The sequence below is a fragment of the Cellulophaga geojensis KL-A genome (assembly GCF_000568425.1).
Classification (GTDB): Bacteria; Bacteroidota; Bacteroidia; order Flavobacteriales; family Flavobacteriaceae; genus Cellulophaga; species Cellulophaga lytica.
On sequence record NZ_ARZX01000002.1, the window covers coordinates 152551 to 177403 of the forward strand.

At 31.0% G+C, this 24853-nt stretch carries 25 protein-coding genes and 1 riboswitch; of the genes, 10 read left to right on the forward strand and 15 right to left on the reverse strand.

Going from position 1 to position 24853, the window contains the following annotated elements; translation table 11 throughout:
• Positions 1–88 precede the first annotated feature (88 nt).
• The 5 genes from KLA_RS02985 to KLA_RS03005 all read right to left on the reverse strand — a co-directional run bounded on the left by KLA_RS02985 (position 89) and on the right by KLA_RS03005 (position 4606).
• Entirely contained in the window at positions 89–1198 is a 1110-nt protein-coding gene (locus KLA_RS02985; RefSeq protein WP_034643671.1) for an L-dopachrome tautomerase-related protein, read from the reverse strand.
• Positions 1198–2031 (reverse strand): DUF4437 domain-containing protein, encoded by an 834-nt coding sequence (locus tag KLA_RS02990; protein WP_083653586.1) that lies wholly within the window; start codon positions 2029–2031, stop codon positions 1198–1200. Before KLA_RS02990 ends, KLA_RS02985 begins: the two co-directional genes overlap by 1 nt.
• Positions 2032–2072: 41 nt before the next feature.
• Complete coding sequence (locus tag KLA_RS02995; RefSeq protein ID WP_034643952.1) at positions 2073–3080, reverse strand: zinc-binding alcohol dehydrogenase family protein; 1008 nt, start codon at positions 3078–3080, stop codon at positions 2073–2075.
• A gap of 8 nt (positions 3081–3088) precedes the next feature.
• Positions 3089–3763 (reverse strand): NAD(P)H-dependent oxidoreductase, encoded by a 675-nt coding sequence (locus KLA_RS03000; RefSeq protein ID WP_034643676.1) that lies wholly within the window; start codon positions 3761–3763, stop codon positions 3089–3091.
• Between the two features lie 213 nt (positions 3764–3976).
• The gene (locus tag KLA_RS03005) at positions 3977–4606 is read right to left on the reverse strand and encodes an alpha-ketoglutarate-dependent dioxygenase AlkB family protein (protein WP_034643679.1); all 630 of its coding nucleotides are present in this window, start codon (positions 4604–4606) and stop codon (positions 3977–3979) included.
• Between the two features lie 164 nt (positions 4607–4770).
• Between KLA_RS03005 and KLA_RS03010 the strand changes: the two genes are divergently transcribed.
• The 3 genes from KLA_RS03010 (at position 4771) to KLA_RS03020 (ending at position 6800) form a co-directional block, all read left to right on the forward strand.
• Positions 4771–5667, forward strand: a complete 897-nt coding sequence (locus tag KLA_RS03010; protein WP_034643682.1) for an AraC family transcriptional regulator — start codon at positions 4771–4773, stop codon at positions 5665–5667.
• 121 nt (positions 5668–5788) lie between these two features.
• Complete coding sequence (locus tag KLA_RS03015) at positions 5789–6265, forward strand: Hsp20/alpha crystallin family protein (protein WP_034643684.1); 477 nt, start codon at positions 5789–5791, stop codon at positions 6263–6265.
• Between the two features lie 67 nt (positions 6266–6332).
• A complete protein-coding gene (locus KLA_RS03020) occupies positions 6333–6800 on the forward strand; it encodes a hypothetical protein (RefSeq protein WP_034643686.1) in 468 nt (155 codons plus the stop codon).
• A 54-nt stretch (positions 6801–6854) separates the two neighbouring features.
• Here the strand turns inward: KLA_RS03020 and KLA_RS03025 are convergent, their stop codons facing one another.
• From KLA_RS03025 to KLA_RS17475, 3 genes are all read right to left on the reverse strand, one after another.
• Positions 6855–8282, reverse strand: a complete 1428-nt coding sequence (locus KLA_RS03025) for a T9SS type A sorting domain-containing protein (protein WP_013622420.1) — start codon at positions 8280–8282, stop codon at positions 6855–6857.
• Positions 8283–8663: 381 nt separating this feature from the next.
• Positions 8664–9284, reverse strand: a complete 621-nt coding sequence (locus tag KLA_RS03030) for a hypothetical protein (protein WP_013622419.1) — start codon at positions 9282–9284, stop codon at positions 8664–8666.
• A gap of 139 nt (positions 9285–9423) precedes the next feature.
• Positions 9424–9993, reverse strand: a complete 570-nt coding sequence (locus KLA_RS17475) for a phosphatase PAP2 family protein (RefSeq protein ID WP_051456028.1) — start codon at positions 9991–9993, stop codon at positions 9424–9426.
• 80 nt (positions 9994–10073) lie between these two features.
• On the opposite strand from KLA_RS17475, the gene KLA_RS03040 reads away from it, so the two are divergent.
• The 3 genes from KLA_RS03040 to KLA_RS03050 all read left to right on the forward strand — a co-directional run bounded on the left by KLA_RS03040 (position 10074) and on the right by KLA_RS03050 (position 13355).
• Complete coding sequence (locus tag KLA_RS03040) at positions 10074–10886, forward strand: DUF1853 family protein (RefSeq protein WP_013622417.1); 813 nt, start codon at positions 10074–10076, stop codon at positions 10884–10886.
• A gap of 53 nt (positions 10887–10939) precedes the next feature.
• A riboswitch (SAM-I-IV-variant riboswitch) is annotated at positions 10940–11040 on the forward strand.
• 50 nt (positions 11041–11090) lie between these two features.
• Complete coding sequence (locus KLA_RS03045; RefSeq protein WP_034643690.1) at positions 11091–12407, forward strand: Na+/H+ antiporter NhaC family protein; 1317 nt, start codon at positions 11091–11093, stop codon at positions 12405–12407.
• Positions 12408–12452: 45 nt separating this feature from the next.
• Positions 12453–13355 (forward strand): DMT family transporter, encoded by a 903-nt coding sequence (locus KLA_RS03050; protein WP_013622415.1) that lies wholly within the window; start codon positions 12453–12455, stop codon positions 13353–13355.
• Between the two features lie 15 nt (positions 13356–13370).
• On the opposite strand, the gene KLA_RS03055 is transcribed toward KLA_RS03050, so the two are convergent.
• The 4 genes from KLA_RS03055 to KLA_RS03070 are packed head-to-tail and all read right to left on the reverse strand — an operon-like array spanning position 13371 to position 15699.
• Positions 13371–14099 (reverse strand): SCO family protein, encoded by a 729-nt coding sequence (locus KLA_RS03055; protein ID WP_316931896.1) that lies wholly within the window; start codon positions 14097–14099, stop codon positions 13371–13373.
• Positions 14014–14556 (reverse strand): toxin-antitoxin system YwqK family antitoxin, encoded by a 543-nt coding sequence (locus KLA_RS03060; protein WP_235183512.1) that lies wholly within the window; start codon positions 14554–14556, stop codon positions 14014–14016. The genes KLA_RS03055 and KLA_RS03060 overlap by 86 nt, the downstream gene beginning before the upstream one ends.
• Before the next feature lies 1 nt (position 14557).
• Positions 14558–15403 carry a YHYH protein gene (locus KLA_RS03065; RefSeq protein ID WP_034643696.1) on the reverse strand — a complete coding sequence of 282 codons (846 nt, stop codon included), beginning with the start codon at positions 15401–15403 and terminating at the stop codon, positions 14558–14560.
• 5 nt (positions 15404–15408) lie between these two features.
• Entirely contained in the window at positions 15409–15699 is a 291-nt protein-coding gene (locus KLA_RS03070) for a hypothetical protein (RefSeq protein WP_013622411.1), read from the reverse strand.
• A 192-nt stretch (positions 15700–15891) separates the two neighbouring features.
• Here KLA_RS03070 and KLA_RS03075 point away from each other — a divergent pair, with 192 nt between their 5' ends.
• The gene (locus tag KLA_RS03075) at positions 15892–16935 is read left to right on the forward strand and encodes a sensor histidine kinase (RefSeq protein ID WP_034643700.1); all 1044 of its coding nucleotides are present in this window, start codon (positions 15892–15894) and stop codon (positions 16933–16935) included.
• Entirely contained in the window at positions 16928–17608 is a 681-nt protein-coding gene (locus KLA_RS03080; RefSeq protein ID WP_034643703.1) for a LytR/AlgR family response regulator transcription factor, read from the forward strand. Before KLA_RS03075 ends, KLA_RS03080 begins: the two co-directional genes overlap by 8 nt.
• Before the next feature lie 66 nt (positions 17609–17674).
• On the opposite strand, the gene KLA_RS03085 is transcribed toward KLA_RS03080, so the two are convergent.
• From KLA_RS03085 to KLA_RS03095, 3 genes are all read right to left on the reverse strand, one after another.
• Complete coding sequence (locus KLA_RS03085) at positions 17675–20185, reverse strand: outer membrane beta-barrel protein (protein ID WP_152536821.1); 2511 nt, start codon at positions 20183–20185, stop codon at positions 17675–17677.
• 81 nt (positions 20186–20266) lie between these two features.
• Entirely contained in the window at positions 20267–21082 is an 816-nt protein-coding gene (locus tag KLA_RS03090; RefSeq protein ID WP_034643705.1) for an AraC family transcriptional regulator, read from the reverse strand.
• A 222-nt stretch (positions 21083–21304) separates the two neighbouring features.
• Positions 21305–23428, reverse strand: coding sequence for a M3 family metallopeptidase (locus KLA_RS03095; protein ID WP_034643707.1), 2124 nt, complete (start codon positions 23426–23428; stop codon positions 21305–21307).
• Positions 23429–23572: 144 nt separating this feature from the next.
• Here KLA_RS03095 and KLA_RS03100 point away from each other — a divergent pair, with 144 nt between their 5' ends.
• On the forward strand, positions 23573–24148 hold the full coding sequence (locus KLA_RS03100; protein ID WP_034643708.1) for a pseudouridine synthase: 576 nt from the start codon (positions 23573–23575) through the stop codon (positions 24146–24148).
• Between the two features lie 99 nt (positions 24149–24247).
• On the forward strand, positions 24248–24826 hold the full coding sequence (locus KLA_RS03105) for a TetR/AcrR family transcriptional regulator (RefSeq protein WP_034643971.1): 579 nt from the start codon (positions 24248–24250) through the stop codon (positions 24824–24826).
• Positions 24827–24853 lie beyond the last annotated feature (27 nt).

Consider the following 24853-nt stretch of genomic DNA (forward strand, 5'->3'; position numbering starts at 1 on the left):
TCGCCCTAAAGCGACTTTTCATTGGGGAACAGTCTTTCAAGTAATATACTAAAAAAACAGCCTCTAAATGGTTTATTTATATTATTTTTTATCTAAAAGAAACACCTTCAACAATTGGCTTAAATCTAAAAATATAAAATGGCGGTGTTGCTATACTTTTTCCGTTATTAAAAACAGCTCCTTTGTTTACTTGTGCTGCAGACACATACATGTACCCATCTGTGTGATTGTAACTAACACCATCTGGCCATACCATATTTTGATCTTGAACCATAGTTTTTACACTACGGTCTTTTGCTAAAACTACAGCTACGCTTTTAGTCTCCAAAGCTGTTAAGTAAATGTTTCCTTCTTTATCAATAGACATTCCTCCATTATTAGGCTTATTAGAATAGGTTTCAATTTTAGCATCTAAATCAGCATCTGTAAACGTTTCATTTACCAAATCCAGTGTTTTAATACGATAGATTTTTGGTCCGTTTAACGGTCCGTAGTAAATGTATTCAAAATTAGCATCGGCAGTAATTCCGTCATTACCAATCAACAAATCTTTACCGTTTACTGCCAGATGCTTACCATTTATAACCGTTGGGGTATTTTCTGGTTTTGTAGTACGTGTACCCTCCAAAACCCGACGTGTTTTTCCCGTTTTCATATCTACGATGATAAAAGCTGCCTTGCTTCCATCTCCTCCTTTACCAATACCTTCATCGGCAATAATAAAATAACCGTGTTTGGTATCAACCACCATATCATTAGGTTGGCTAATTGAAGGTACACTTGACTCTGGCAAGTAATATATACGTTCTAATTTATCAGTTTTTGTATTCCAACCTACAATTTTTGGCGTTACATTGTTACGTTGCGCCATATCTATCATCCAGATAACACCATTTTCATCATTACGGATTCCTAAAACATTGCTCAAGTAATTATCATCGGTTTCTCGTGGTGTATTCCATTCTAAATTAGGAAAAGGCGTTGTCGTATTCGTTTTTTTATCAAACTTCACCACTCTTATATCCGGAGAAAAAAATGGATGATGACTGTAAACTAATTCACCATCATTGGTAAAAGCAATATTCCCCACCGCTTGATCTACCGTAGCATATGTTTCTACTTCGGAAATGGTGTTTTGTCCTTGCAAAGCCATAACTGAAGTAACTAAACTTAATATGATACTTATCTTTTTCTTCATTACTTCACTTCAAAATTACCGTTACTTCTTATGTAAATAACTGTTTCTTTTTCTGTTGAAATTTTTGATGTAGCACCTTTTTTAGCTCCAAAATAAGAACCAGGCTGCAACTCATTTTTAGCATCTTTTTTAGAAAACTGATGAGTTATACCACCAGAAATAACTACTGCTCTAAAGTTTGGACTCAAATTTTTAATGCTACCACTAAAACCAGCTGGTAATTTTAAAAGTGTTGCACGCAATTGGTTTTCCTCGTGACTACCCCATAAAAAGGCAGTTTGCACATTACTCTTTTCTTTTACCCACTTAATATCTTTTGCATTTAGCCAAACCATATTGGTTTTGTCTACATTAATAGGTCTTTCGCCATTATCAAAAGCTTCAGATGTTGGTTGTACCAAATAAGGACCTTCTTGAATGTCTAAAAAAGCTAAATTTTCTTGTCCATCTGCTGCAGTTATGTGTGCTTCTCCTGCTGGCTGCTGCCAATAAGATCCTGCTGGTAACCACTGTTTTTCTGCTTTTTCATCATCATTATGTAATAAACCTTGTATTACAACACCTCTATAAGTAATGTTGTGAATGTGTGGAGGCGATGAAAATCCTTTTTTAAATTTCACTAAAAAACCTGCAGGTTCATTCTTTGTACGATCTCCCCAAAGTTTTCCGGCAGCCGGACTTTTGTCTCCACGTAACGGATTTAACCAACCCCATTCTACATTGTCTGCCGTTACCACCTCATTTACAGATTTGGCAGGATCCGTTGTTGGTGTTTGTGCACTTGTATATGCCGTTGTTGCTATTGCTAATGCAAGTAATATTGTTTTTTTCATTTTGATATTTTTTATTAATGTTTTTATTTAACTCAATTAGCCTAAAATCCTTCTAAAACAATTTTACCTTTTGCTTTACCTGTTTCTAAAAAAGCGTGCGCTCTTCTAAGGTTTTCAGCGTTTATAGTTCCAAAATTTTCGCCTAACGTAGTTCTAATAGTTCCGTTGTCGATTAATTCAGAAGCTTTGTTCAATATATTATGCTGCTCAATCATATCTTCGGTCTGAAACATAGAGCGTGTAAACATTAACTCTATATGCGTAGAAACCGCTTTACCTTTAAAAGGCATTACATTTAGCGATTTTGGGTCATCTATAAATCCGAATTTCCCTTGAGGTTTTATCAGTTTAGCAATTTCATCTACGTGGTGTTCCGTAGCATTTAAGCTTACTACATACTCCGGAGCCGGTAAATTGTATTTCTCGAACTCTTCGCTCAATTTATTTCGGTGGTTAATAACCGTGTCTGCACCTAATTCTTTTAACCAAGACGTAGTTTCTTCACGAGAAGCCGTACCTATAATATTCAACTTGGTCAGTTTTTTAGCCAATTGCACCAAAATAGAACCTACACCACCAGCGGCACCGATGACCAAAATAGATTTGCTGGCATCGTCTTTAGATACCTCTAACCTATCAAACAACATTTCATAGGCTGTAAGTGTGGTTAATGGTAATGCAGCAGCTTCAGCATAAGATAAGCTTTGTGGTTTTTTACCAACAATACGCTCATCTACAATTTGGTATTCTGCATAACTACCTTGACGAGTAAAATCGCCTGCGTACCAAACTTCATCTCCTACATTAAACAAGGTTACATCTTCTCCAACAGCAGTTACAATTCCCGTTGCATCCCAGCCAATAACTTTCCAGTTGTCACCTTCTGCAGGCATTCCTGCACGTACCTTATAATCTGCCGGATTTACGGAAATAGCTTTTATTTCTACTAAAATATCTCTTCCTGTAGCTTTTGGAGTTTCCAATTCTACATCTTGTAAAGACTTTATATTGTCAATTGGAAGATTCTCTTTGTACCCTATTGCTTTCATAATATTTCTTATTTCCAAGTTACAATGTCCTCTAATGGTCTTCTAGACTTAGGGAATTCAGGATCTGCTTTTCTGTATCCGAATGCAGCCATAAAAGAAATTCCATATTTATCTGTATCCACCCCGAATTTATCTCTTAATAAAGCTTCCGTATCCTCTATATGGAAACCTTCAATAGGACAAGAATCTATTCCTGTAAGTGCGGCAGCAGTCATCATATTACCTAGAGCAATGTAAGTCTGTTTTGATGACCAATCGAATAACTTTTTATCTGAATCTAAGGTAAAATCACGCTCCTGAAACTCTCTGTAAAATTTAGAATACATTTCAACAACATCTTCGGGCATTTGTTTTACCTCTTTCATCATATGTTCAATATATGGCGCATCATGCTTTACCATAGGAGCTTTCATTGCCAAACCTAAAATGAAGTGACTAGCAGTATCTAATTTTACCGGAGCACCCCAAGCCACTGGCTTTAATAGCTCACGTAATTCCTTATCCTGAACAACGATAAAATGCCAAGGTTCAAAACCAAATGAACTTGGAGATAAATTTGCTGTTTTTAAGATGAAATTGATTTGCTCATCGGTTAATGTTTTTGATGCATCAAATTCTTTGGTAGCGTGTCTGTAGTTAAACGCGTTTAAAATATCTTCCTTTGCAATGTTTGGTGTATTCATTATATCTTTTTTTATATGTTGTTTAATTTTAAGGCAAAGATATGTAGGGTATAAAGCTATTTAATAGTACAAAAAAAGGAGAAGTAGGTACAAAAAAAGGTTAATTAGAGGTTTATTCTTAAAATATTCATAAAACAACCTAAAAAAAGCATTTAAAGCATTAAAACGTACATTAAGTTAATGTTAAACCTTTATTAATACAAGTTTTTTTAATTAAGCAATCCACCTAAAGGTTAAATTTATTCTAGGTAGAATATGTTTTTTTGTTTTAGGTATTTTATGTTTCCAATTTTCTTGTGTAGCGCCTTGCATTAACAAAAGACTACCATTTGCTAATGGAATATCTACACGTTTTAAATCTGTTCTTGATATGTGTTTTAACTGAAAAGGTCTGGTTGCACCAAAGGTAACTGAACCTATAACCGTATTTTTTCGTTGTTCTCCTTTGTAGTCTTGATGCCAGTCTACGCTATCTTTTCCGTCACGGTAATAATTAAGTAAACTGCGTGTAAATTTTATATCCACCTCTTTCTCTATATGTTCTTTAATGAAAAGTAAATCGTTATTCCACAAATGCATTTTACTTTTTGTATTCGTGTATTTAATGTCTTTGTCAACATCTCCATACCAAGCAGTTAATCTAGGATAATCTACCAATTTACCGTGAATGCTAATTTGTTCTTGCTGCCAAGGCGTATTATGAAGTAGACTTTTATACAGCTTGTTACTCTCTTCAATGTTGAAGAAATTTTCGAACAACGTAATATCCGCTCCTGGTAAATCAAAAGTAGTTTTACGGACTTCTTTAGTTGAAAATAAATTGGTTTGATTAAATAAATCCATTTAATTTTTAAAACAATATAATTATACCTTTAGCAAAGGTACTCACTTTATTATCTATTTATAAGTAATTACACAGGATAGCATTGTATAAATAAAGGTTAATATTTATACAATTTTCAAAATATATTCTATTTTAGTGCATTTAAAGCTTAATTATCTCAAAAATGCAAGTACTAGAAGCACATAAACCTTTTGAAATACAAGAAATAGAATTAACAGACTGGAAACAGCGACCTGTTAAAAATAATTTTTTTGAGTTGGTTTTAATAAAAAATGGTAAAGGAACCCAGTGTATAAACTACAACGACTATGAATATGAAAAAGGTAGTATATTTTTGTTACCACCTTTAAAATGCCATTCTTTTAATATAAAAGAGTCTACTAATTTTGTGTTTTTAAAATTTACAGATTCGTTTTTTAAAAATGTAAATAAAGTGACTATAGATAGAAATGAATGGTTTAAAGAAGCATCATACATACTATCTAATTACAACCAATTGCCTGGAGATATTATTAAAAATGAAATAGACCGCAATTATTTAGAAAGTTTAATAGATATGATATTGCAAGAGTCTAGAAGTTATGGTGACGACTCGGTTAGCTTAATAACTAGTTTTATGACTAGTATTTTAGAAATATTAATACGCAATATTAAAAACAGTACTTATTTTGAAACTCCTAACAATAATTCTGATAATAGAATTACAAAAATGCTTGCATATATAAATGAAAACATTGACAAGACGGAATTGTTAAAAGTTGAAAATTTGGCAGATGTTTTTATGATGTCACCAACCTATGTTAGTGAATATTTTAAAAAACAAGTAAAAATGTCACTAAGAGAATATATTATAAAAGGAAAGCTAAAGTTAGTAGAGATACGCTTATTAAACTCTGATTTTACACTTACAGAAATTGCTGATGAATTAGGGTTTACAGATGTTAGTCACTTATCTAAAACATTTAAACGCTACGCAGGTACTTCTATTAAAGAGTTTAAAAATAACGGAGAATATATGTTATTAAAACGAGGTTCTTGTGCACCATCTATTAGAGCTTAAAAAAGTATTTAATATTAAGATTTTTTTAATGTGTCAGTTTTATAAATTGGCATTTTTTTTGCTGTTAACTACTTACATATTAAGTATTTGATTTTTTGTTTAATTTAAAATTTTTGTAATTATGAGCAATTTAATTAATGTTCCTAAAAACGGAGGTTTAACAAGCACAAATTCACCTATTAACTTTCCTAGCTGGTCTAGAGTAATAGACGATATGTTTAATTTAGATTTACCTACTGTATTTACATCTAACTTTAATACAGGTATAACTTTGCCTAAGGTAAATATTAAGGAAACACCAGAGTCATTTTTAGTTTATATGGCTGCTCCTGGGTTAGATAAATCTAATTTTCAGGTAGAAATAGATAACCAATCTTTAACTATTTCTGCAGAAATTAAAGAGGAAGAAGAAACTAACAACCAACACTATACGCGTAGAGAGTTTGGATACTCATCTTTTAAAAGAACTTTTACACTACCAGAAACTGTTAATGACGCTAGTATAGATGCAAAGTATACAGATGGTATTTTGCATATTACCTTACCAAAAAAAGAAGAGGCAAAGCAAAAGCCTGCTAGAACAATAAATATATCTTAATTAATAATAACAGGGAGCTAACAATTAGCTTCCTGTTATTTTATAATGTCTAATTAATTTTTACACTATGAAAAAGTATTTAGCTCTAGCCCTACTAATTTGCTTAAACGTTAGTTGTAATGGGCAAAATAACAAAGAAGAAACAACGCCAAAAACGGCAGAAAAAGTTCCGCCAGGTGACTGGAAAGTGAATAAACAGTATGATGATAAGGGAAATTTAATACAGTATGATAGTATTTACTCTTGGTCATCTAGTAACACATACAACAACTTATCTGATCTAGAAAAAGACAGCTTGTTACACAGTTACAAGTCAAAGTTTTTCTCTAGTTTACACTCCTTTCCAACACCACAAGATATAGACTCTATATTTATGGATAGTTTTTTTAATGATGATTTTTTCTCTAGTGATTTTGGAGAAGATTTTATGCAGTTAGATAAAATTAGAAATAGAATGCTACAGCAACAGCAGCAATTTTTTAAAAAATATTCTTCTAAAGTTGAACCTAAGGAAAGTGAAAAAACTAAATTATAAATAAAACCCAAAACATAATTTATGTTTTGGGTTTTAAGTTAATAAAGAAAATTGTTATTTAGATATTACAATTTTTTGCTTTGTAGACTCACCATTTGCTTTGGCTAATTCTAGTACATAAATACCTTTTTCTAAAGAAGAAACATTTAGTGTACCATCTGCAACATCTTTTCTTAAAACAATTAGTCCTTGCAAATTATAAACCTTAGCCTGTACATAGTCTTTACTACTAATATTTACAACGTCTTTAGCAGGAATAGGAAATACTGCTAGCTCTTGCTTTTCTTCTTCATTAAAAGTTAAAGTTCTAGCAGAATTATTAGAAATCTCTGTATTAACAAAGTTACTAGCATTAACAGGTTTGTATACTCTAATCCAATTTACAAGTAAATTATTATTTTCAAAATTCTCTAACTCTTTATCTGTAGCAGATCTGTTAGCCTCTGCTTGCCAACTTTGGTCTTCTACATTAATAATAATATCCATTTCTTTTGTAAATCTTCTCTGGTTATTTAAATAATTAAATGGATCTATAACACTAATATTAGACTTGTTTTTTGCATCATTTAAACTAGTAGCAATATTCATTTTTTGATATCCATTTTCTCTAACTAACTGTCCGTTAACACCAGTACTTGTTACACCAGCTGGGTATGTATATTGCCAAGTACCATCTGCTAATCTGGTTTGTACTGCAGTATCATCTAAAACACGTACCATTTGCCCGTCTACATAATACTCTAATCTTGTAGCTGAAACCCAATTAACACCAATTCTTACAACTCTTCCTCCCCATTGGTTAACTCCATTTTTTTGCCACCAACTATTAAAATCTGCAGGTTGGTAATCTTTAAAGTTTGGAGGCCTAATAAATACATGATGACTAAGGTGTATTTTATTTGCAAAGAAACCATTTCTATTGTCGTCTCCTGGCCCTCCATAACATTCTATAATGTCTATTTCCTGTGTGTCATCTGGGCTAAGTAGCCAAATATCCGAAGCTAATGAAGAGTTCATTACTTTTATACTAGCTTCTACAAATACAGGGAATTTTACACGCGTTTTGTTAGTTATACAACCAGCTCTTGTTTCTGGTCTAGAAATTAAATTTCCGCTAGAGCCAACAAAAGACTTGGTTGCTCCAGGGATTCTAGATGCCCAAATATTTAAATGACCTCCAGAAACAGCTACGTGGTTTTGCATCCATTTTGTTGGTCCTGGACCTTCAAAATTATTGGGAGCACCACTTGGTAAATTATGGTATTTATTATACCATTTTTTATTATTTCCTGGGCCAAAATCGGTAACATTGGTAGAAGGTAAAAATTGGTAGTTAAAATCGTCACTGGCTTGTACTTGTAATTGCCACGTTTTTCCTGATCCGGCATTTGCGGGTATAGGTATGTTATCCCAATCGTACTGAGCATTAACAAATAGCAATTGTAGAAACATAATAATTGATAGTAGGCTAATCTTTTTCATAAAAAATGTAGTTTAAATATTGATTAAATTATTTTCTTCAAAAAAATTCATATCCTGGGGAAACAGACTAAAATTATTTAACACGAAACTACTATTTAACAAGAAAAATATGATAAATATACACTAGACAAATACTCAACAGGCATATAAATAACCTATTAAAACTTATGTATTTTATCGGTAAAAAAACTATATTGTTGGTAAATACAGCTGAAAATAAAATTACGAATCTATCTTATAAAATATTTTTTGTAAGAAAAAACTTTTACATATACTTACTTTGTCTATGTAATTTAGTCCTAAAAATAAAAAAGGTTGCCTATAGGAACATAGGACAACCTTTGTAAAAAGCGGGGAACGCTTTATATTGTATATTTACTATTAGCCTTTAATGGTAAGTTCACCATTTTCATCGACCTTAAACTCAACTTCATAAAAATTAGTTACTATATTACGTCCTTCAATGGTTTCATTGTTAGGTTCTGTTACGTGTATTTCAAAATCTGAAGATATTTTATTTGTCTTAGTGTCTACTTCAACGTAGTATTCTCTAACTTGATAGTTGTCTATTTCCATTTCTTCTTCAATAAGTACAACACCTTTATTTACATTAGAAAAAATAGCATCTACATCTAGATCACTAATTTTAAGTTTACCTTGTGCATTTTTGATATGAAATTTTTTCTGAAAGGCATCATTCAAAAGCTTTTCATCTTCTAAAGTAGCTTCAGCATAATTTGTTTTTGTGGTATAACGTCTGCTAAATAATTTACCATCTTTTAAATACTTAATGGTAATGCTCCCTAAATCTGAGTTTAAATCTTCTTTAGAATAAAACTCTAACCTATAAACTTCTAAATCGGCTCCAAAACTAGTCATTGCTAATTGTTTGGCTGCTTGTAAGCCTTCTAGTGTAGAAATTCTGATTGTGTCTTTATCGCTACCACAGGAAGTTATTAACAACATAACAAGTAGAAACGTAATTTTTAAAGTATTTTTCATTTTTATGTTTGATTGTTTTACACTCCAAAACTAGCCAAACAGTTACTGAGTCTTATATTAGAATATAAAAATGTAGCCATCTAATATATATTTAATTGTAATTGATATATTTTCGTTTTAAAATTACTTTAAGGAACTTCTAAGAAATAAGTACTAAGGTTAGCCCAAACAATGAGCCTATAATTAAGCCTGTAACAACCTCTTTTGGTGTGTGCCTTTTTAATACAAGTCTAGACCACATTACTAAAAATGTAAATAATATAAGAACAACACCTAAACGCCTATTTACAAATATAATAGCAAGTGCTAAATATATGTTTATAGCCACGTGCATAGATATTTTTATAAGAAAATTAATTCCGAAAGAAGCTAAAAGCATAAGCGTAGCTATAGAAAAGCTAGTGCAAATGTAAACAGGCTGGTTTGTATAAAATAAAAAGAAAAGAACCAAAACCATTAGTGGTAAAGCAAATATATACAACGATCTACGCTCCCTTTTGTTAGACACATCTAAGTCTGTATATTTTCCTCTTCTTTTTCCTATATAGACCCAAGCAATTAAAACTAGAAAAAAAATGCCATAAATAAGAGATAAGGTATGGGAAAAGACTGTTTCCTTATCATTAAGATTAAAAATTAAAATTAAAAAAGGAAATAGCAACAACGGGTGTCCTAATACAGATATAAATTGAGCTATTTTAATTTTCATTTAAACCATTTATTATCACAAATATAGTTTTATTTGTAGAAATAGTTAATTAATTAGTACAAGTGTTTACTTTGTTTTAAATGACATTACAATACAAAGACATAGAGCAACAGTTTATTGGTTATGTAAATACCCCAACACTATGGGTAAGCAACAGCGTGTATGGTTTAAAACAGTTTGAACTAGAAAAAAATGATACTCCAAAATTTACTGATAAGATACCAACAAATTTAAGATTAGGAAAAAGGGTAGAACGCTATGTTAGCACAGATTTTAAGCAATCTAAAGACATTACTATTTTAGCAGAAAACCTACAAATACAAAACAATAAGCTTACTATTGGTGAAATAGACTGTATTTTAATAAAAAACAAAATAGCCTATCATATAGAAATAATTTATAAATTTTACCTGTTTGATGATACGGTTGGTAGTACTGAGTTAGATTATTGGATTGGACCAAACAGAAATGATTCTCTAATTAAAAAGTTAGATAAACTTAAAGATAAGCAACTACCACTACTCTACAACACCCATACAACCCCAATAATTAAAAAGCTAAATTTAAGTTTAAATAAAATTAAACAACGTGTATTTTTTAAAGCACAACTATTTACACCTTACAAAAGAAGTGTAAAATTTAAGCAGTTAAATAAGAACTGTGTAAAAGGTTTTTATGTTAAGCATGCACAATTAGAGCAATTTAATAAGTGTAAGTTTTATATACCTAACAAAACTAATTGGCTGCAAGAAGTAAAAACACAAGTAAACTGGCTAACATATAATACATTTACTGCAGAGGTTAACACCTTAATTACTGCCAAAAAGTCTCCATTATGCTGGATAAAATTTCCTAACGGAGAATTAGAAAAGTTTTTTGTTGTTTGGTGGTAAAAAATAACAGAAAATTATGATTTTATCTCGTTGTTATGCTTTAGTTTTGCGCACTTAATTATCAAGAATCTCAAAAAAAAGAGATAGCAACCTGCAATAACGAGCAAGGTGCTAAAAAAGGATAAGCCAATACTTTGGAAAAAATGTTAATTTAACTCCTTATTATTTGTCTTTTTCTTATTGTGATTCTGCAAAACAATAAAAATGACTGCAATAAAAAATAGTACACCAAAGCTTATAGCATTATTACCCTTATTTGTATTTGTATTTACATTTTTAGGCGTAGGTATTTATCAGAACGACTTTTATGCATTACCAGCGCCTATAGCTGTTATTGCAGGTATTATAGCCGCTTTTTTATTATTTAAACAAACTATTAATGCTAAAATTAATACACTTTTAGAAGGCTGTGGAGATAGTAAAATACTAACTATGTGCCTTATATATTTGTTGGCTGGTGCATTTGCAACAATTACCAAAGAAACAGGTAGTGTAGACGCTATTGTGAGTTTAGGGTTAGATATAATTCCTATACAATACATTTATTTTGGAGTGTTTATTATTGCTGCCTTTTTATCTATATCTACAGGTACATCTGTAGGTGCCATTGTAGCTTTAACACCAATTGTTATAGGGTTTGCAGATAAAGGTGGTGCATCTTTAGCCGTGCTTTGTGGTGCACTTTTAGGTGGTGCTATGTTTGGAGATAACCTTTCTGTAATATCAGATACAACTATTGCAGCAACACAATCTTTAGGAGTTAAAATGAGCGATAAATTTAAACAAAATATAAAAATTGCATTACCAGCAGCTTTAATTACAATTGTTGTATTAATTTTTAAAGGAGCAGATTTAAATGCGCATAGTTTAGAAAATACAACCTATAATTATAACCTACTAAAAATAGTACCTTATGTATTTGTAATTGCACTATCTGTTATTGGTGTAAACGTTTTTGTTACCTTATTACTTGGTGTAATTTTAGCTGCAATAATTGGTATATTTTACGGTGACTTTACGCTAATTGAATCTACTAAGTATGCATATGCAGGATTTACGAGTATGACAGAGATTTTTTTGTTATCCTTATTGTCTGGTGGCTTAGCTGCTTTGGTTGCTAAAAATGGAGGGATAGACTATATTCTAAATAAAATAAAAACACTTATAAAGAGTAAAAAATCTGCACAATTTGGAATTGCCACACTAGTAAGTACGGTTAATATGGCTATTGCAAATAACACCGTTTCCATAATTATTTCTGGTACTATTGCCAAAACTATAAACGATGAGTATAAGTTAGACAATAAAAATACGGCTTCAATATTAGATATTTTTGCCTGTATTACACAAGGATTATTACCTTATGGAGCACAAGTGTTAATGATTTTAAGCTTTTCTAAAGGAAAACTAACATATACAGACTTAATAAGTAATACCTGGTATTTACTTCTGTTATTTATCTATACCATAATATACATTAGTTTAAATCCGTTTAAATTGAAGAAATCTGACATAAAATAATACACAACACTCTTAAAAATTATCTAAAAAACTATCTTCGCGGCCATGTGGATGTATTTAGGCCTTTTATCGGCTTTATTTTTAGGGTTACATAATTTGTGTAAAAAACATGCTGTACAAGGCAATGAGGTTTTTCCTGTACTTTTAGGTACTATAACTGCTGGTTTTTTACTGTTACTACCTTTTTATTTAGGATCTAAATTTTATCCTGAGTTTACTAAAGAAATTGGTTTTTACATCACAGATATTCCTTGGCAAAACCACGCATTAATTGTTATAAAATCTATGCTAATGGCTGGCTCTTGGGTATTGGCTTACCAAGCCTTAAAACATTTGCCCATTACTATTGTTACTCCAATACGTTCCGCCGGACCTTTTTTTACTTTTATTGGCGCAATTTTTATTTATCATGAACGACCAAATTATTGGCAATGGATTGGCTTTTTCTTAATCATATTTTCTGTTTTTTTATACTCTAGAATTGGAAAACAAGAAGGTATCAATTTTAAAAAGAACAAATGGATATTTGCTATAATAGGTGCTACCTTTTTAGGCTCATCTAGCGGTTTATATGATAAATTTTTAATACAACAGGTAAATTTAAATCCGCAAACACTACAGTTTTGGTTTTGCTGGTATACTATTTTAATATTATTAGTTATACTAGCCATAACTTGGTTTCCAAAGGCAGACAAAAGAAAAGCGTTTAAATGGCGTTGGTCTATACCCGCTGTTGGTATTTTATTGCAAACTGCAGATTATTTTTACTTTAAAGCACTACAAGATCCAGATGCATTAATAATGCTTTTATCTGCCATAAAAAGGAGTCAAATTTTAATAGCCGTATTATTAGGCGGAATTTTGTTTAAAGAAAAAAACAAACGAAAAAAGCTTATTCCGCTTGCTGGTATACTTTTAGGTGTTGCTTTAATATTATATTCTAACTAAATATAAAACAAGTAATTAAGACTCTTCTTTTAAAGTTTTAATATCAGTAATAAGTTGTTGTATAGCAGTTTTGTTTAACCCGTTATAAATACCTCTAATGTGTTGGTTTTTATCAATTAAAACAAAATTTTCTGTGTGTAAAAAATCATCATCTGTTTTTAGTTCTCCTAAGTCTTCCTCTATAAAATAGGCATTTCTACCTAAGTTATAAATTTCACTTCTACTACCAGTAACTAAATGCCATTTGTTAGGCGTAACACCTTTAGTTTTTGCATATTCGTTTAAAACTTCTACTGTGTCTGTCTCCGGAGTTACCGTATGTGATAACAACAAAACATCATCATCTGTTTTAAAAGCTTCTTGTAATACAGACATATTACTTGTCATTTTAGGACAAATACCAGAACAACTAGTAAAGAAAAAATCTGCTACATAAATTTTATTTTTAAAAGTATTACGTGTTATTACTTCTCCGTTTTGGTTTATTAAACTAAAATTGGGTATTCTATGCATTTCCATAGCTTCTTTACTATCTGTAGCCAACCATTTTGGAGTAAAACTAGATTCACCATAATAAGGTAAAGCACTCTCTTTTTCACTGTTAGATTTATTATTGCATCCTAACAATGTAAAAACAAGTAAAAATGCTGTAAACAAGCTATTTAACCTGTACAATTTCATCTTCCAATTGAAAACAAAGATTTGCTCTTTTAAGTCCAAAAATTCTACCGTTTTTTGCTTCATAATTATTGTATATTTTTCCGTTTTTACGCCATGCTCTTTGCAAGCCTTCTTCCTTTCCGTTTACAATATTCATCTCCTTAAATTTTGCTCCTGTTTTGTACCACTGCTTTTGTATACCGTTTACAATTCCGTTTGCAAAAACAGATCTAGACCTTAGTTTACCATTACTCCACCAAGACTTAGCCACGCCCTCTTTTTTTCCGTTTTTGTAATATGCTTGGTAACTAAGATCACCCGTATAAAACCATTTTTGGTAATTGCCATCTTTTTTTCCATTTTTATAGCTAATACTTTCAGACTTGCCACCATTTTTATAAAAACTAATAGCTAAGCCAGTAAAAGGCTTGTTTTTATAATACACAAGCCCTTTATTATTTTTTACTTCTAAGTTCTTTTTTGATACAGCAGTAACCGTTGTACAACTAGTTACAAACAGTAAAGCAACAACTAACAACAACTTATAAAATAGTAGCTGGCGAACCTTGGTAATCTCCTGGGAATAGAATGTAAAATTGGTTAAGATATAACTCATTTTGTATGTGATAATGATATTCTTCTTCAGTTGAGTGTTGTGTTGTACTTGTATGCCCGCCAGAAGCATCTAAATCTGTAGGATAAGTGCCTGTAGCATTACATTTTCTACCATATAAGAAAAAACCATCGGCCATAATACCAATTAAATTTTCATCATCATTAGACCATGCTTTGGTTTCCAAATGGTAATGGTAACTTTGCGGACCTGTATGTGCTGCTGTATAATCTAAAGAGCCTACTGCATCATCTAAAGGTACATTTGGTCCTTCTTCATCATTATAAATCATTGCACCACTTACAGCTATACCAATAGCTCCTAAACCAGTAGAAGTACTTGTAGATGCCTTAGTTGGTGTTTGGGGAACAGTCAAAGAATATGATCCATTAAAATCATCAATATTACCTGGAGCCATTTTTTCAAAACTAGTTACCGTAGGCTCTACAAATAAAGGATGATTACTATCTGCTGCTTCTGTAGTTAACGTATTACCCATTGGGTCTACAGCAGAACGTTCTGTAGTATTAGACCAATACGGAGACGTATGGTTTGGCATTCCGTTAGTTTCTATTTCTACTTCTGTACCATTTAATAAAATTGTTACATTCTCAGAATCAAACTCTGCAAAAGCTGCGTGTAATTCAGCACTTGTATCATCATTATTTATAGCATCCTCATCAGAATTACTATCATTACTGCAGGCAATAAATGCTACAGTAACAATAGTTGCTATACTAAATAATGGTATATATTTTAATTTAGAAATTTTCATAAGTTTTATTTAGATGGTTTCTCTTTCTTTTCTGGCTTAGGCATTTTTTCTATTTCTTCTTTAGTTAAAAACCCATCCTCATTGGCATCAATTTTCTTAAAATCTTTTTTTAAAGGTCCTTTTACCTCTTCTTTAGTAAGTTTACCATCTTCATTAGCGTCCATCTGTTTAAAAATCTCTTCTAACGTAGGTCTTTTACGTTGTTCTCCTTTTGGTGGTTGTGCTTTTAATCCCATTGCACCAAATGCTACTAACGCTACTACTAAAACTCCTTTTTTTACTGTTGTATTTTTCATCTTTTTATTTTTAAAATTCTACTATTTTAGATTTCAAAGATGAGCATAAGATTAATGCAGATGTTTGGTTTTAAGTGAATGCAGCTAAGCTTTCTGTAAAACTGTTTTTATATTCTGCCAAATCTATTTTACACTGGGTAAATAGGCTGTTTTTTAAACATACATTGATTTTTATTTTCATTTATTTGCAGTATGAATACAACAATTAGATTTATTTCTCAATCCATTTTATGGTTTGCTTTGTGGTTTGTTTTATGGTCACAACAAGCTTGGGCTACAAATTTTATAGAGCAAAACTTATTTTCTTTTTTAGGACAAATAGTATTAATAGCATTATTAATTTTTTATACTGCTCCAAAGTTTTTATTCCCTAAAAAACATTTACAATTTGTTATAATATCTGTAATAGCTCTGGGTATTTTTATAGCTCTAATGTCTGTGTTACTCCCTCCAGAACGTCCTTTGCCTTTACCAAGAATACCACAGGCTGCAGAATTACCTAATATAAATAGGGAAAACATACCAAGGCCACCGTCTAGGCAGTTTACACAAATATTACTTTTATTTATTGCATATATTTTAGCTACTGTAATAGAGTTTATTGTGTATACTAAAAAAAAGGAAGAAGAAATAATTATTAGTAAAAATGAAAATTTAGAAACAGAATTAAAACTTTTAAAGTCACAAATAAATCCGCATTTTTTGTTTAATGCTTTAAATAACATTTATGCGTTATCTGCTATAGATACTGCTAAAACCCAAGAAAGCATAAGTTATTTATCTACAATGCTAAGGTATGTTTTATATGAGTGCGAGAGACCTTTTGTACTCCTCTCTAAAGAAATTGAATATATAGAGAACTACATAAAACTTTTCACCTTAAAAAGCAGTAAAAAATACCCTATAAACACTACATTTAACGTAAAAGATAGTAGTATACAAATTGCCCCAATGTTACTTATACCATTTGTAGAAAATGCCATTAAACATAGTAATATAGAACAATTTAATGCTACATTTATTACTATTAAATTAACGGCAGACAATGGTAACATTAATTTTAAAGTAGAAAATAGCATAGCCACTAAAGATATTTTAAAAGATAATGTAGGAGGTATAGGCTTAGATAATGTAAAAAAGAGACTAGAAATACTTTACCCTAATAAACATACATTAGCTATTTCTAAAACTGATGGTATTTTTAAAGTTGAATTAAATTTACAGCAAAATGTATAAATGTATTATTATTGATGATGAAGAACTAGCTAGAGGCTTATTAACTAGCTATATTAGTAAATTAGATTACCTAGAGCTTGTTGCTGATTACGAAAACCCTATTGACGCTATACAAACACTAAAAGCAAATACAATTGACCTTATTTTTTTAGACATACAAATGCCTAATTTAAAGGGAACAGATTTTGCTAAAATGATACCCGCTACTACTAAAATAATTTTTACAACTGCTTATTCTGAGTATGCTTTGCAAGGCTATGAGTTAAACGCTCTAGATTATTTATTAAAACCTATAACTTTTGAACGTTTTTTACAAGCTGTAAATAAACTTGAAACAACAGAAAGCCCTAATAAGTATACTAATAATACTACTATAACTATTAAATCTGGTTATGACTTGCATAAAATACAATTACAGCACATTACGCATATAGAAAGTGATAGTGAGTACGTTAATTTTTATTTAGAAGATGGTAAAAAGATAATGAGTCACCAGACATTAAAATCTTTAGAAAAAACCTTAGATCCAAATTTATTTATGCGTGTACACAGGTCTTTTATTGTAAACAAAAGTAAAGTTACAAGTCTTAAAGGCAGAGATTTACTACTATCTAGTATAAACATACCAGTAAGTGACAGTTATTATGACAAAGTAAAGAAAGAGCTATTTTAGCTAAAAGCAAAAGCCCAGTTATACAAACATTAACTAGGCTTTTAATTTACAAATCTAACAGATTAATTAAAACTCTCGTTTTCCAAATTCACTATCAATAAATTTAGATTTATTTTTAGTTGCATTAAATGTATATGATAAATTTAATGACACCATATCTACCTCATACCTGTAATTTGTTGTAGTATAAAATTTACCAGGTCTAGACGTTGTAATACGTTGCTCATTAGTGTTTAATAAGCCCATATCTATATTTTGCCATTGTAACGTGGCTGTTAATTTATTATCTAAAAACGATTTTCTAAGCGTAAGATTTGGAGAATAAAACCTAGAGTCTTCTCCCATTGCAGTATTTCTATCAGATAAATAATTAAAAGAGAACTGTGCACTTGCATTTTGCCAAAAATTGTAAGTAGAGTTAAGATTTACAGAGTATATAGTAGCCTTACTATTTATACCGTAAGTACGTGCAACACCATCTCTGTGGTTAAAGTTTAAAACACCATTAATTTTATAACTATAAACATTTGCTCCAATAAAATTTGTCCAGTTTTCAGTTGGTTTTATTGTAGCTCCAATTTCTAAACCATAAGAGTTGCTTTTACCTACATTAGAATACACACGGTTTATAATAGTATCTATTACAGCTCCATTTTCTTGGTATGCAAGCACATTAACTCTATTTATTACATTTTCTACACCTCTGTAATAGGCTGTAGCAAAAAAAGAATTTCCTTGCTTCAACTTTTTTGTTATTCCTACTTCTACTAAATCTATAAACTCTGGCTCTAATTTATTGTCTCCTTGTTCAAAAACTTCAGAGTGTTCTCTTTCTGCAAAACTATTCATTTTAAAAGTTGTTGTACGCTCTACCCTTTTACTATAAGCTGTTTTTAGTTTTGTTTTATCATTAATTTTATATTGTAAAGATGCAGACGGAAAAAGCTTTACAAAATCATACTTATAACTATTAGGAGAAATTTCACTTTTTAAAGATTCTTCATATTCTCTATCCATAGACTCTATACGTAAACCAGCTGCATAATCCCATTTTTTATCAGCTCCTGTTAATTGTGCGTAGCCAGAGTGTATAGTTCTATTTAAACTAACATCACTAGAAAACTCTGGTACCAAAACACCATCTCTTTGGTATACAAATTCACCTGTATGGTCTAAATTTCTGTATTGATAACCTGTTTCAACTGTTCCAAATGTAAAAGGTTTAAAAGTATAATCTAAATTAAAACGTGTACCATATAACGGGTTATCATTAGTATTATATTCTTGCTGGTAAACAATATTATTGTCTGGATAACCAAGGTTGTCATTCTCCGTTGGTCCTCCTAAAAATGTATATTCATACAAAATAGATGCCGCTAATTTAGACTCATTAGTAAACTTATGTTCATAATCAAAACTACCCAATGCAAAATCACCTTTTCTTGTTCTAAGGTTATGGTTGTAATATGTAAAAGTATACAACCTAGAGTCACTTTCTATTGGTGCTATTGCGTGGTTGTCATAATAAACAATATCTGCCAGTCTATCTTTGGTATGTTTTCCTGCAAAAAAACCAACCGAATAACTATTATTTTTGTTAGGTGTGTAATCTACATTAAATCTTCCGTTATAACTTACTTCATCAAAACTACGCTCACCATCAGAAGGTAAAAAAGTCATTTTATTTTCAGCTTCATTAACAATGTACATATCTCCTTCTCTCCTACCGGTTTTATCATTACGTTGGTAACTAGCGCCTAAAGAAAAATTCCATTTGTCTGTTCGCTTGTTTAATGTTGCATCTATTCCGTAACGTTGTGCTGCTTCTTTTGTATTGTATTCCTCTATAGACGGAAAACCACCACGTACATTAAGCTGTGCATAGGTACCATTTATAGCTCCTTTTTTAGTTATAATATTTAAAATTCCGCCTTTACCCTCAGGGTCGTATTTAGAAGACGGAGCAGTAATAAGTTCTACAGACTCTAACGCATTTGCAGGTAATTGAGCCAAAATAGCACTAGCATCTCCTTGTGTTGGTTTACCGTTTACAAGTACCGAAAAACCTTGGCTACCTCTAACACTTATTTCTCCTTGACCATTTAAAGTTACAGATGGTAAGTTTTTTACAACATCTACTGCAGAACCACCTTCACTATTTTGGTATTTTTTAGTGTCAAAAACCTGACGGTCTATTTTATGTACAACCGCTAAACGCTCTGCTTGCACTACAACTTCGTTTAATTGGTTACCTAAAGTCAATTGTATAGCTCCCAAACTCAGTTCTTCTCCTTTTTTAGATAGCAATACAGGGCTAATAGTTTTAGTTGTATACCCTAAAAAAGACGCTTCTAAATAATATCTACCAGCTTTTATGTTTGGTATTTTAAAAGAACCATCTAACTCTGTTATAACACCAGTAACTAAAACAGAATCTTGTTTTTTGTACAATGCAACTGTAGCATATTCTAGGGCTTGGTTGGTGCTTGCATCTATTACTTTACCGGTTATTTGAGCCATAAGGTTTTGCCCAATAAAACAGAAAAACATCAGTAAAAAAAGCGTTTTCATTTTCATAATACTATTATTTTTATTGAAAGCTAAAGTAGTAGTTGTTTTAGCGTAAGAATGGTGTTATTAACAAAATAATGGTCTAATTTATGTATTAGCAGCTTTTTTAAATTGCAAAGGTGTTTGCAACACATAACGTTTAAAATATTTTGTAAAGTGTGATGTATCTTTAAACTCTAAATCATAAGCTATATCACTTACAGATTTGTTTGTAAATAGCAGCTGCCTTTTTATTTCTTTTATAATATGCTCTGCTATTACATCTGATGCTGTTTTACCAAAAACCTTATTGCACATTGCATTTAAGTTCTGAGAAGTAGTATGCAATTGGGTGGCGTAAAAAGCTACATTATTTTTTAATTGAGTAGATAGTAAATCTAAAAAACCAGAACTCAAACTTGTGTAATCTGTAACAAAATTTGTATTTGTGTAGCCAACCAACTTAGCTAAAATAGACTTTAAACCACCCTCTACAACTTCCTGGTTAACAATATCTTGCTTCATTTCTAAACTCATAGCTTTAAACAAGTACTCTAAAGAGCTGTTTACCTCTTTAATTTTAAGTTTAGAACTGTTTTTAAGTTTGTGCAACTGTGTATTTATAAATTTATCTAGCGTTTTTTCTAAAAATAATTCTTTAATAATTATAACGTAACCTTTGGGTTCAGTATCTATTTCCCAATTATGAACCTGATCCTTTTTTATTAAAAAAAATACGGGAGGTTCTATTTTATAACTTTTAAAATCTATGTGATGGTAGCCAGTACCTTGGGTAAAATAAACAATCTCTAAATACTTGTTGTGCTTATGTGGTTTTGTATACCTTTTGGTACTATCAAAAGGTTCTATTTTTAAATCTAACCCAGATGAAATTTTATTATATGTTTTTATTGAGTTTTGCAAGTTTTTAGATTAGTTGGTTAAGGTAAATGTAAAAAATAGGCATTGAAAATTGAGAAAATAAACCTTTAAAATATGTTAAAACCACGAAAAGGATTTCGCTAAATACTAAGTTTATAGTACAAATACAGTACTTTAAAAACAATGCCAAATCTATTACACTAAAAATAAAAAAGGAGCCTTACGAGGCTCCTTTATATTTAGTAATATATTTTTTAAAGCACATTATTTTAAACCACGTGCTTTTAACATAGGTTCTATTTTAGGATCACTACCTCTCCAGTTCTTATACATAGCCTCTAAATCTACAGTATTGCCTCTAGACAGTACCATATCTCTAAAACGTTGCCCATTTTCACGAGTTAAACCACCATTGTTTTCAAACCAATTGTATGCATCATGGTGTAACATCTCTGTCCATAAGTAAGAGTAATATCCGGCAGCATAACCACTTCCAAAAATATGAGCAAAATAAGTAGATCTGTAACGTGGTGGCACAGCACTTACTACATCTAGTTTTGTATTGTGTAGCGCATCTTTTTCAAAAGCACTGGCACTAGATATTGTAAAATCTGGACTAATAGTATGCCATTTCATATCTAAATTAGAAGCTGCTAAATTCTCTGTTAAGCTATAACCTTGATTAAATGTACCTGCTTTTTTAATCTTATCTATTAAAGCTTGTGGTATTTGCTCTCCTGTTTTGTAATGTAGTGCGTAGTTTTTTAAAACATCTGGATATAAAGCCCAATTTTCGTTAAACTGAGAAGGGAACTCTACAAAATCTCTAGCAACCGCAGTACCAGATAAAGAAGGGTACTCTTGGTTTGCAAAAAAGCCGTGTAATGCGTGTCCAAATTCATGAAACATAGTACTAACTTCATCATAAGTTAGTAAGGCTTCATCACCTTCTGCTGGTTTTGGGTAATTACACACATTATATATTACTGGTTTATTATTGTATAAGTGAGACTGTGTTACAAAATTACTCATCCACGCACCACCCCTTTTACTTGGTCTGGCAAAATAATCTGCGTAAAATAAGCCCAGTTGGTCTCCATTTTCTTCAAATAGCTCATACACCATAACATCTTTATGGTAAGTTGGAATGTCTTTTCGTTCTTTAAATGTTATACCATATAATTTTTCTGCGGCATAAAAAACACCTTTTTCCAAAACTGTTTTAATCTCAAAATAAGGTTTAATAGCACTTTCGTCTAAATCGTATTTTTCTTTTTTTACCATTTCTGCATAACGGTTCCAGTCCCAAGCTGCCAAAGTAAAATCTTCACCATTTTTGGCAATCATTTTTTGTATTTCTTCTGCTTCATTTTTTGCTTTAGTAGTAGCTGCAGGTATTAAACCATTAAACATCGTAAATACATTTTCTGGTTTTTCTGCCATAGTACCTTGTAAACTCCACTCAGCATAATTTTTAAAGCCTAATAAAGCTCCTTTTTTAGCTCTTAGTTCTGCTATCTTAGTAATAATGTCTTTAGTATCATTTTTAGTACCATCTGCTCTGTTAAAAGCAGCCATAAATATTTTTTCTCTAGTAGCTCTGTTTTCTAAACTTTGCAATAACGGTTGTTGCGTAGTATTTAGTAGCGGAATTTTCCATCCCTCTCCGTCTTTATTCTCTAAAGATTTTAATTGAGATTCTGTTAAACCTGCTAAATCTTCTTTATTCACAAAAACTAAAGCTCCATCATTATTAGCTGCTAATAGTGTTTTATTAAACGCAGTGGTTAATGTAGCTAATTTAGTATTGTACGTTTTTAGTTTTTCTTTATCAGCTGCGCTTAAGTTTGCACCTGCTTTTTCAAACGCTTCAAAATAAGTTTCTAATAATTTATAAGATTCTGGATCTAGAACCAAGCTATCTTTTTTAACATATAATTCTTTTACACGCTTAAATAATTTGTCATTTAAGTAAATACCATCTTGCAACTCAGAGAATTTAGGTGCCATTTCTTCTTGTACCGCTTGCAAATCGTCATTAGTATGTGCGCCTGTAAGGCCATAAAAAACATTTTGTACACTTTGCAATAGTGTTCCACTCTTTTCTAATTCTAAAATAGTATTATCAAAAGTAGCAGCTTCTGTATTGCTTACTATTTTCTCTACAGCAGCTTTTTGCGCAGCAATACCTTGCTTTAAAGCAGGCTTAAAATGTTCGTTTTTAATTAGCGTAAAGTCTGGTGCTCCGTAAGGTAGTTTACTTGCCACTAATAATGGGTTTTCTGTTGTGTTCATAGTGTTTTTGGTAGTTGTTTCTGTATTTGTTTTACCATCTTTACAAGCGGCAAACAAAATAGTAACAAGGGCTACAGTATATATTTTTTTCATTAATAATAGTTTTTTTTAATTGGATATAAAGATACTTTTGTTCCTGTCTCTAACCTCTTAAAATTGTCTTAATATTTATAGAACTTAAAACAGTAGAGCAGTTCTGTTTTTCTTTCTATTTTTGCAATTACAACATCTTTTTTTATGCCTAATAGCCAACATATTCATTATAAAATGTACAAACCATATGGTGTACTTAGTCAGTTGGCTAGTAATGACAATAATCAAGTCAAAAAAAAGTTTTTATCTGAATTTTATAATTTTCCACAAGGTATAATGCCCATTGGTCGTTTGGATGAAAAATCTGAAGGACTACTACTTTTAACTACAGATGGCAAATTAAGTGATACAATTAACAGAGCAGGTATAGAAAAAGAATACTACGCACAGTTAGATGGCGTAATAACTAATGAAGCTTTACATAAATTAGAAAAAGGAGTAGTAATAGGATTAAATGGTACTACTTACACAACAAAAACTTGTATTGTAAAACACATAGAAACTCCAAAAAAATTACCAGAACCAAGCACTAAAATTAGGTTAGGCAGACACAGACCTAATAGCTGGATTAGTATTTGCATAACCGAAGGTAAATTTAGACAAGTACGTAAAATGACTGCTGCCGTTGGTTTCCCTACCCTACGTTTGGTGCGTGTACGCATACACAATATTACTTTAGACAACCTTACACTAGGTGCTGTAACACCCATTAACATATAAGGCTCTTAATTAACGTTTTTGTTAAGATGATATTAAATATCGTTAAAAAAAAGAATGAACATTCATTTTTATATATCTTTGTATCAGAAAATAAAAGTTATGGCTAAATTACAGAAAAGCATAGATAAGCGTAATGCCCTTGTTAAAGCAACCATAGAGTTGGTTAATAACAATGGTTTTCATGCAACACCTATGTCTAAAATTGCCAAAATGGCCAATGTATCGCCTGCTACTATTTACTTGTATTTTGAAAATAAACAAGACTTGGTGAACAAGACATACATAGAGGTTAAAGAAAAATTTACAGAATATGCCTTTAAAACCTATAAGGAAGAAATGTCTGTAGAAGAAGGGTTTAAAATTATTTGGAACAGAATTGCAGATTTTAAGTTTAAAAATTGTGAAGAAGCTATGTTTTTAGCTCAGTGTGATAATACACCTATGATTGATGAACCTAGCAGAGAAGAAGGAATAAAACATTTTCAGACATTATTAGATCTCTGGGAACGTGGTAGAAAAGAGGGTGTTTTAAACCAATTATCAGACTATTTAATGTACGCTTACACAATTATTCCTTTATCTTTTTTAATAATATCACAAAAAAGAGGAGCAATTACCCTTAACAAAAAACATATACAAGAGGCTTATTTAGCTGCTTGGAACAGTATAAAAGCTTAAAAAACAAATTAATAAACATAAATTATA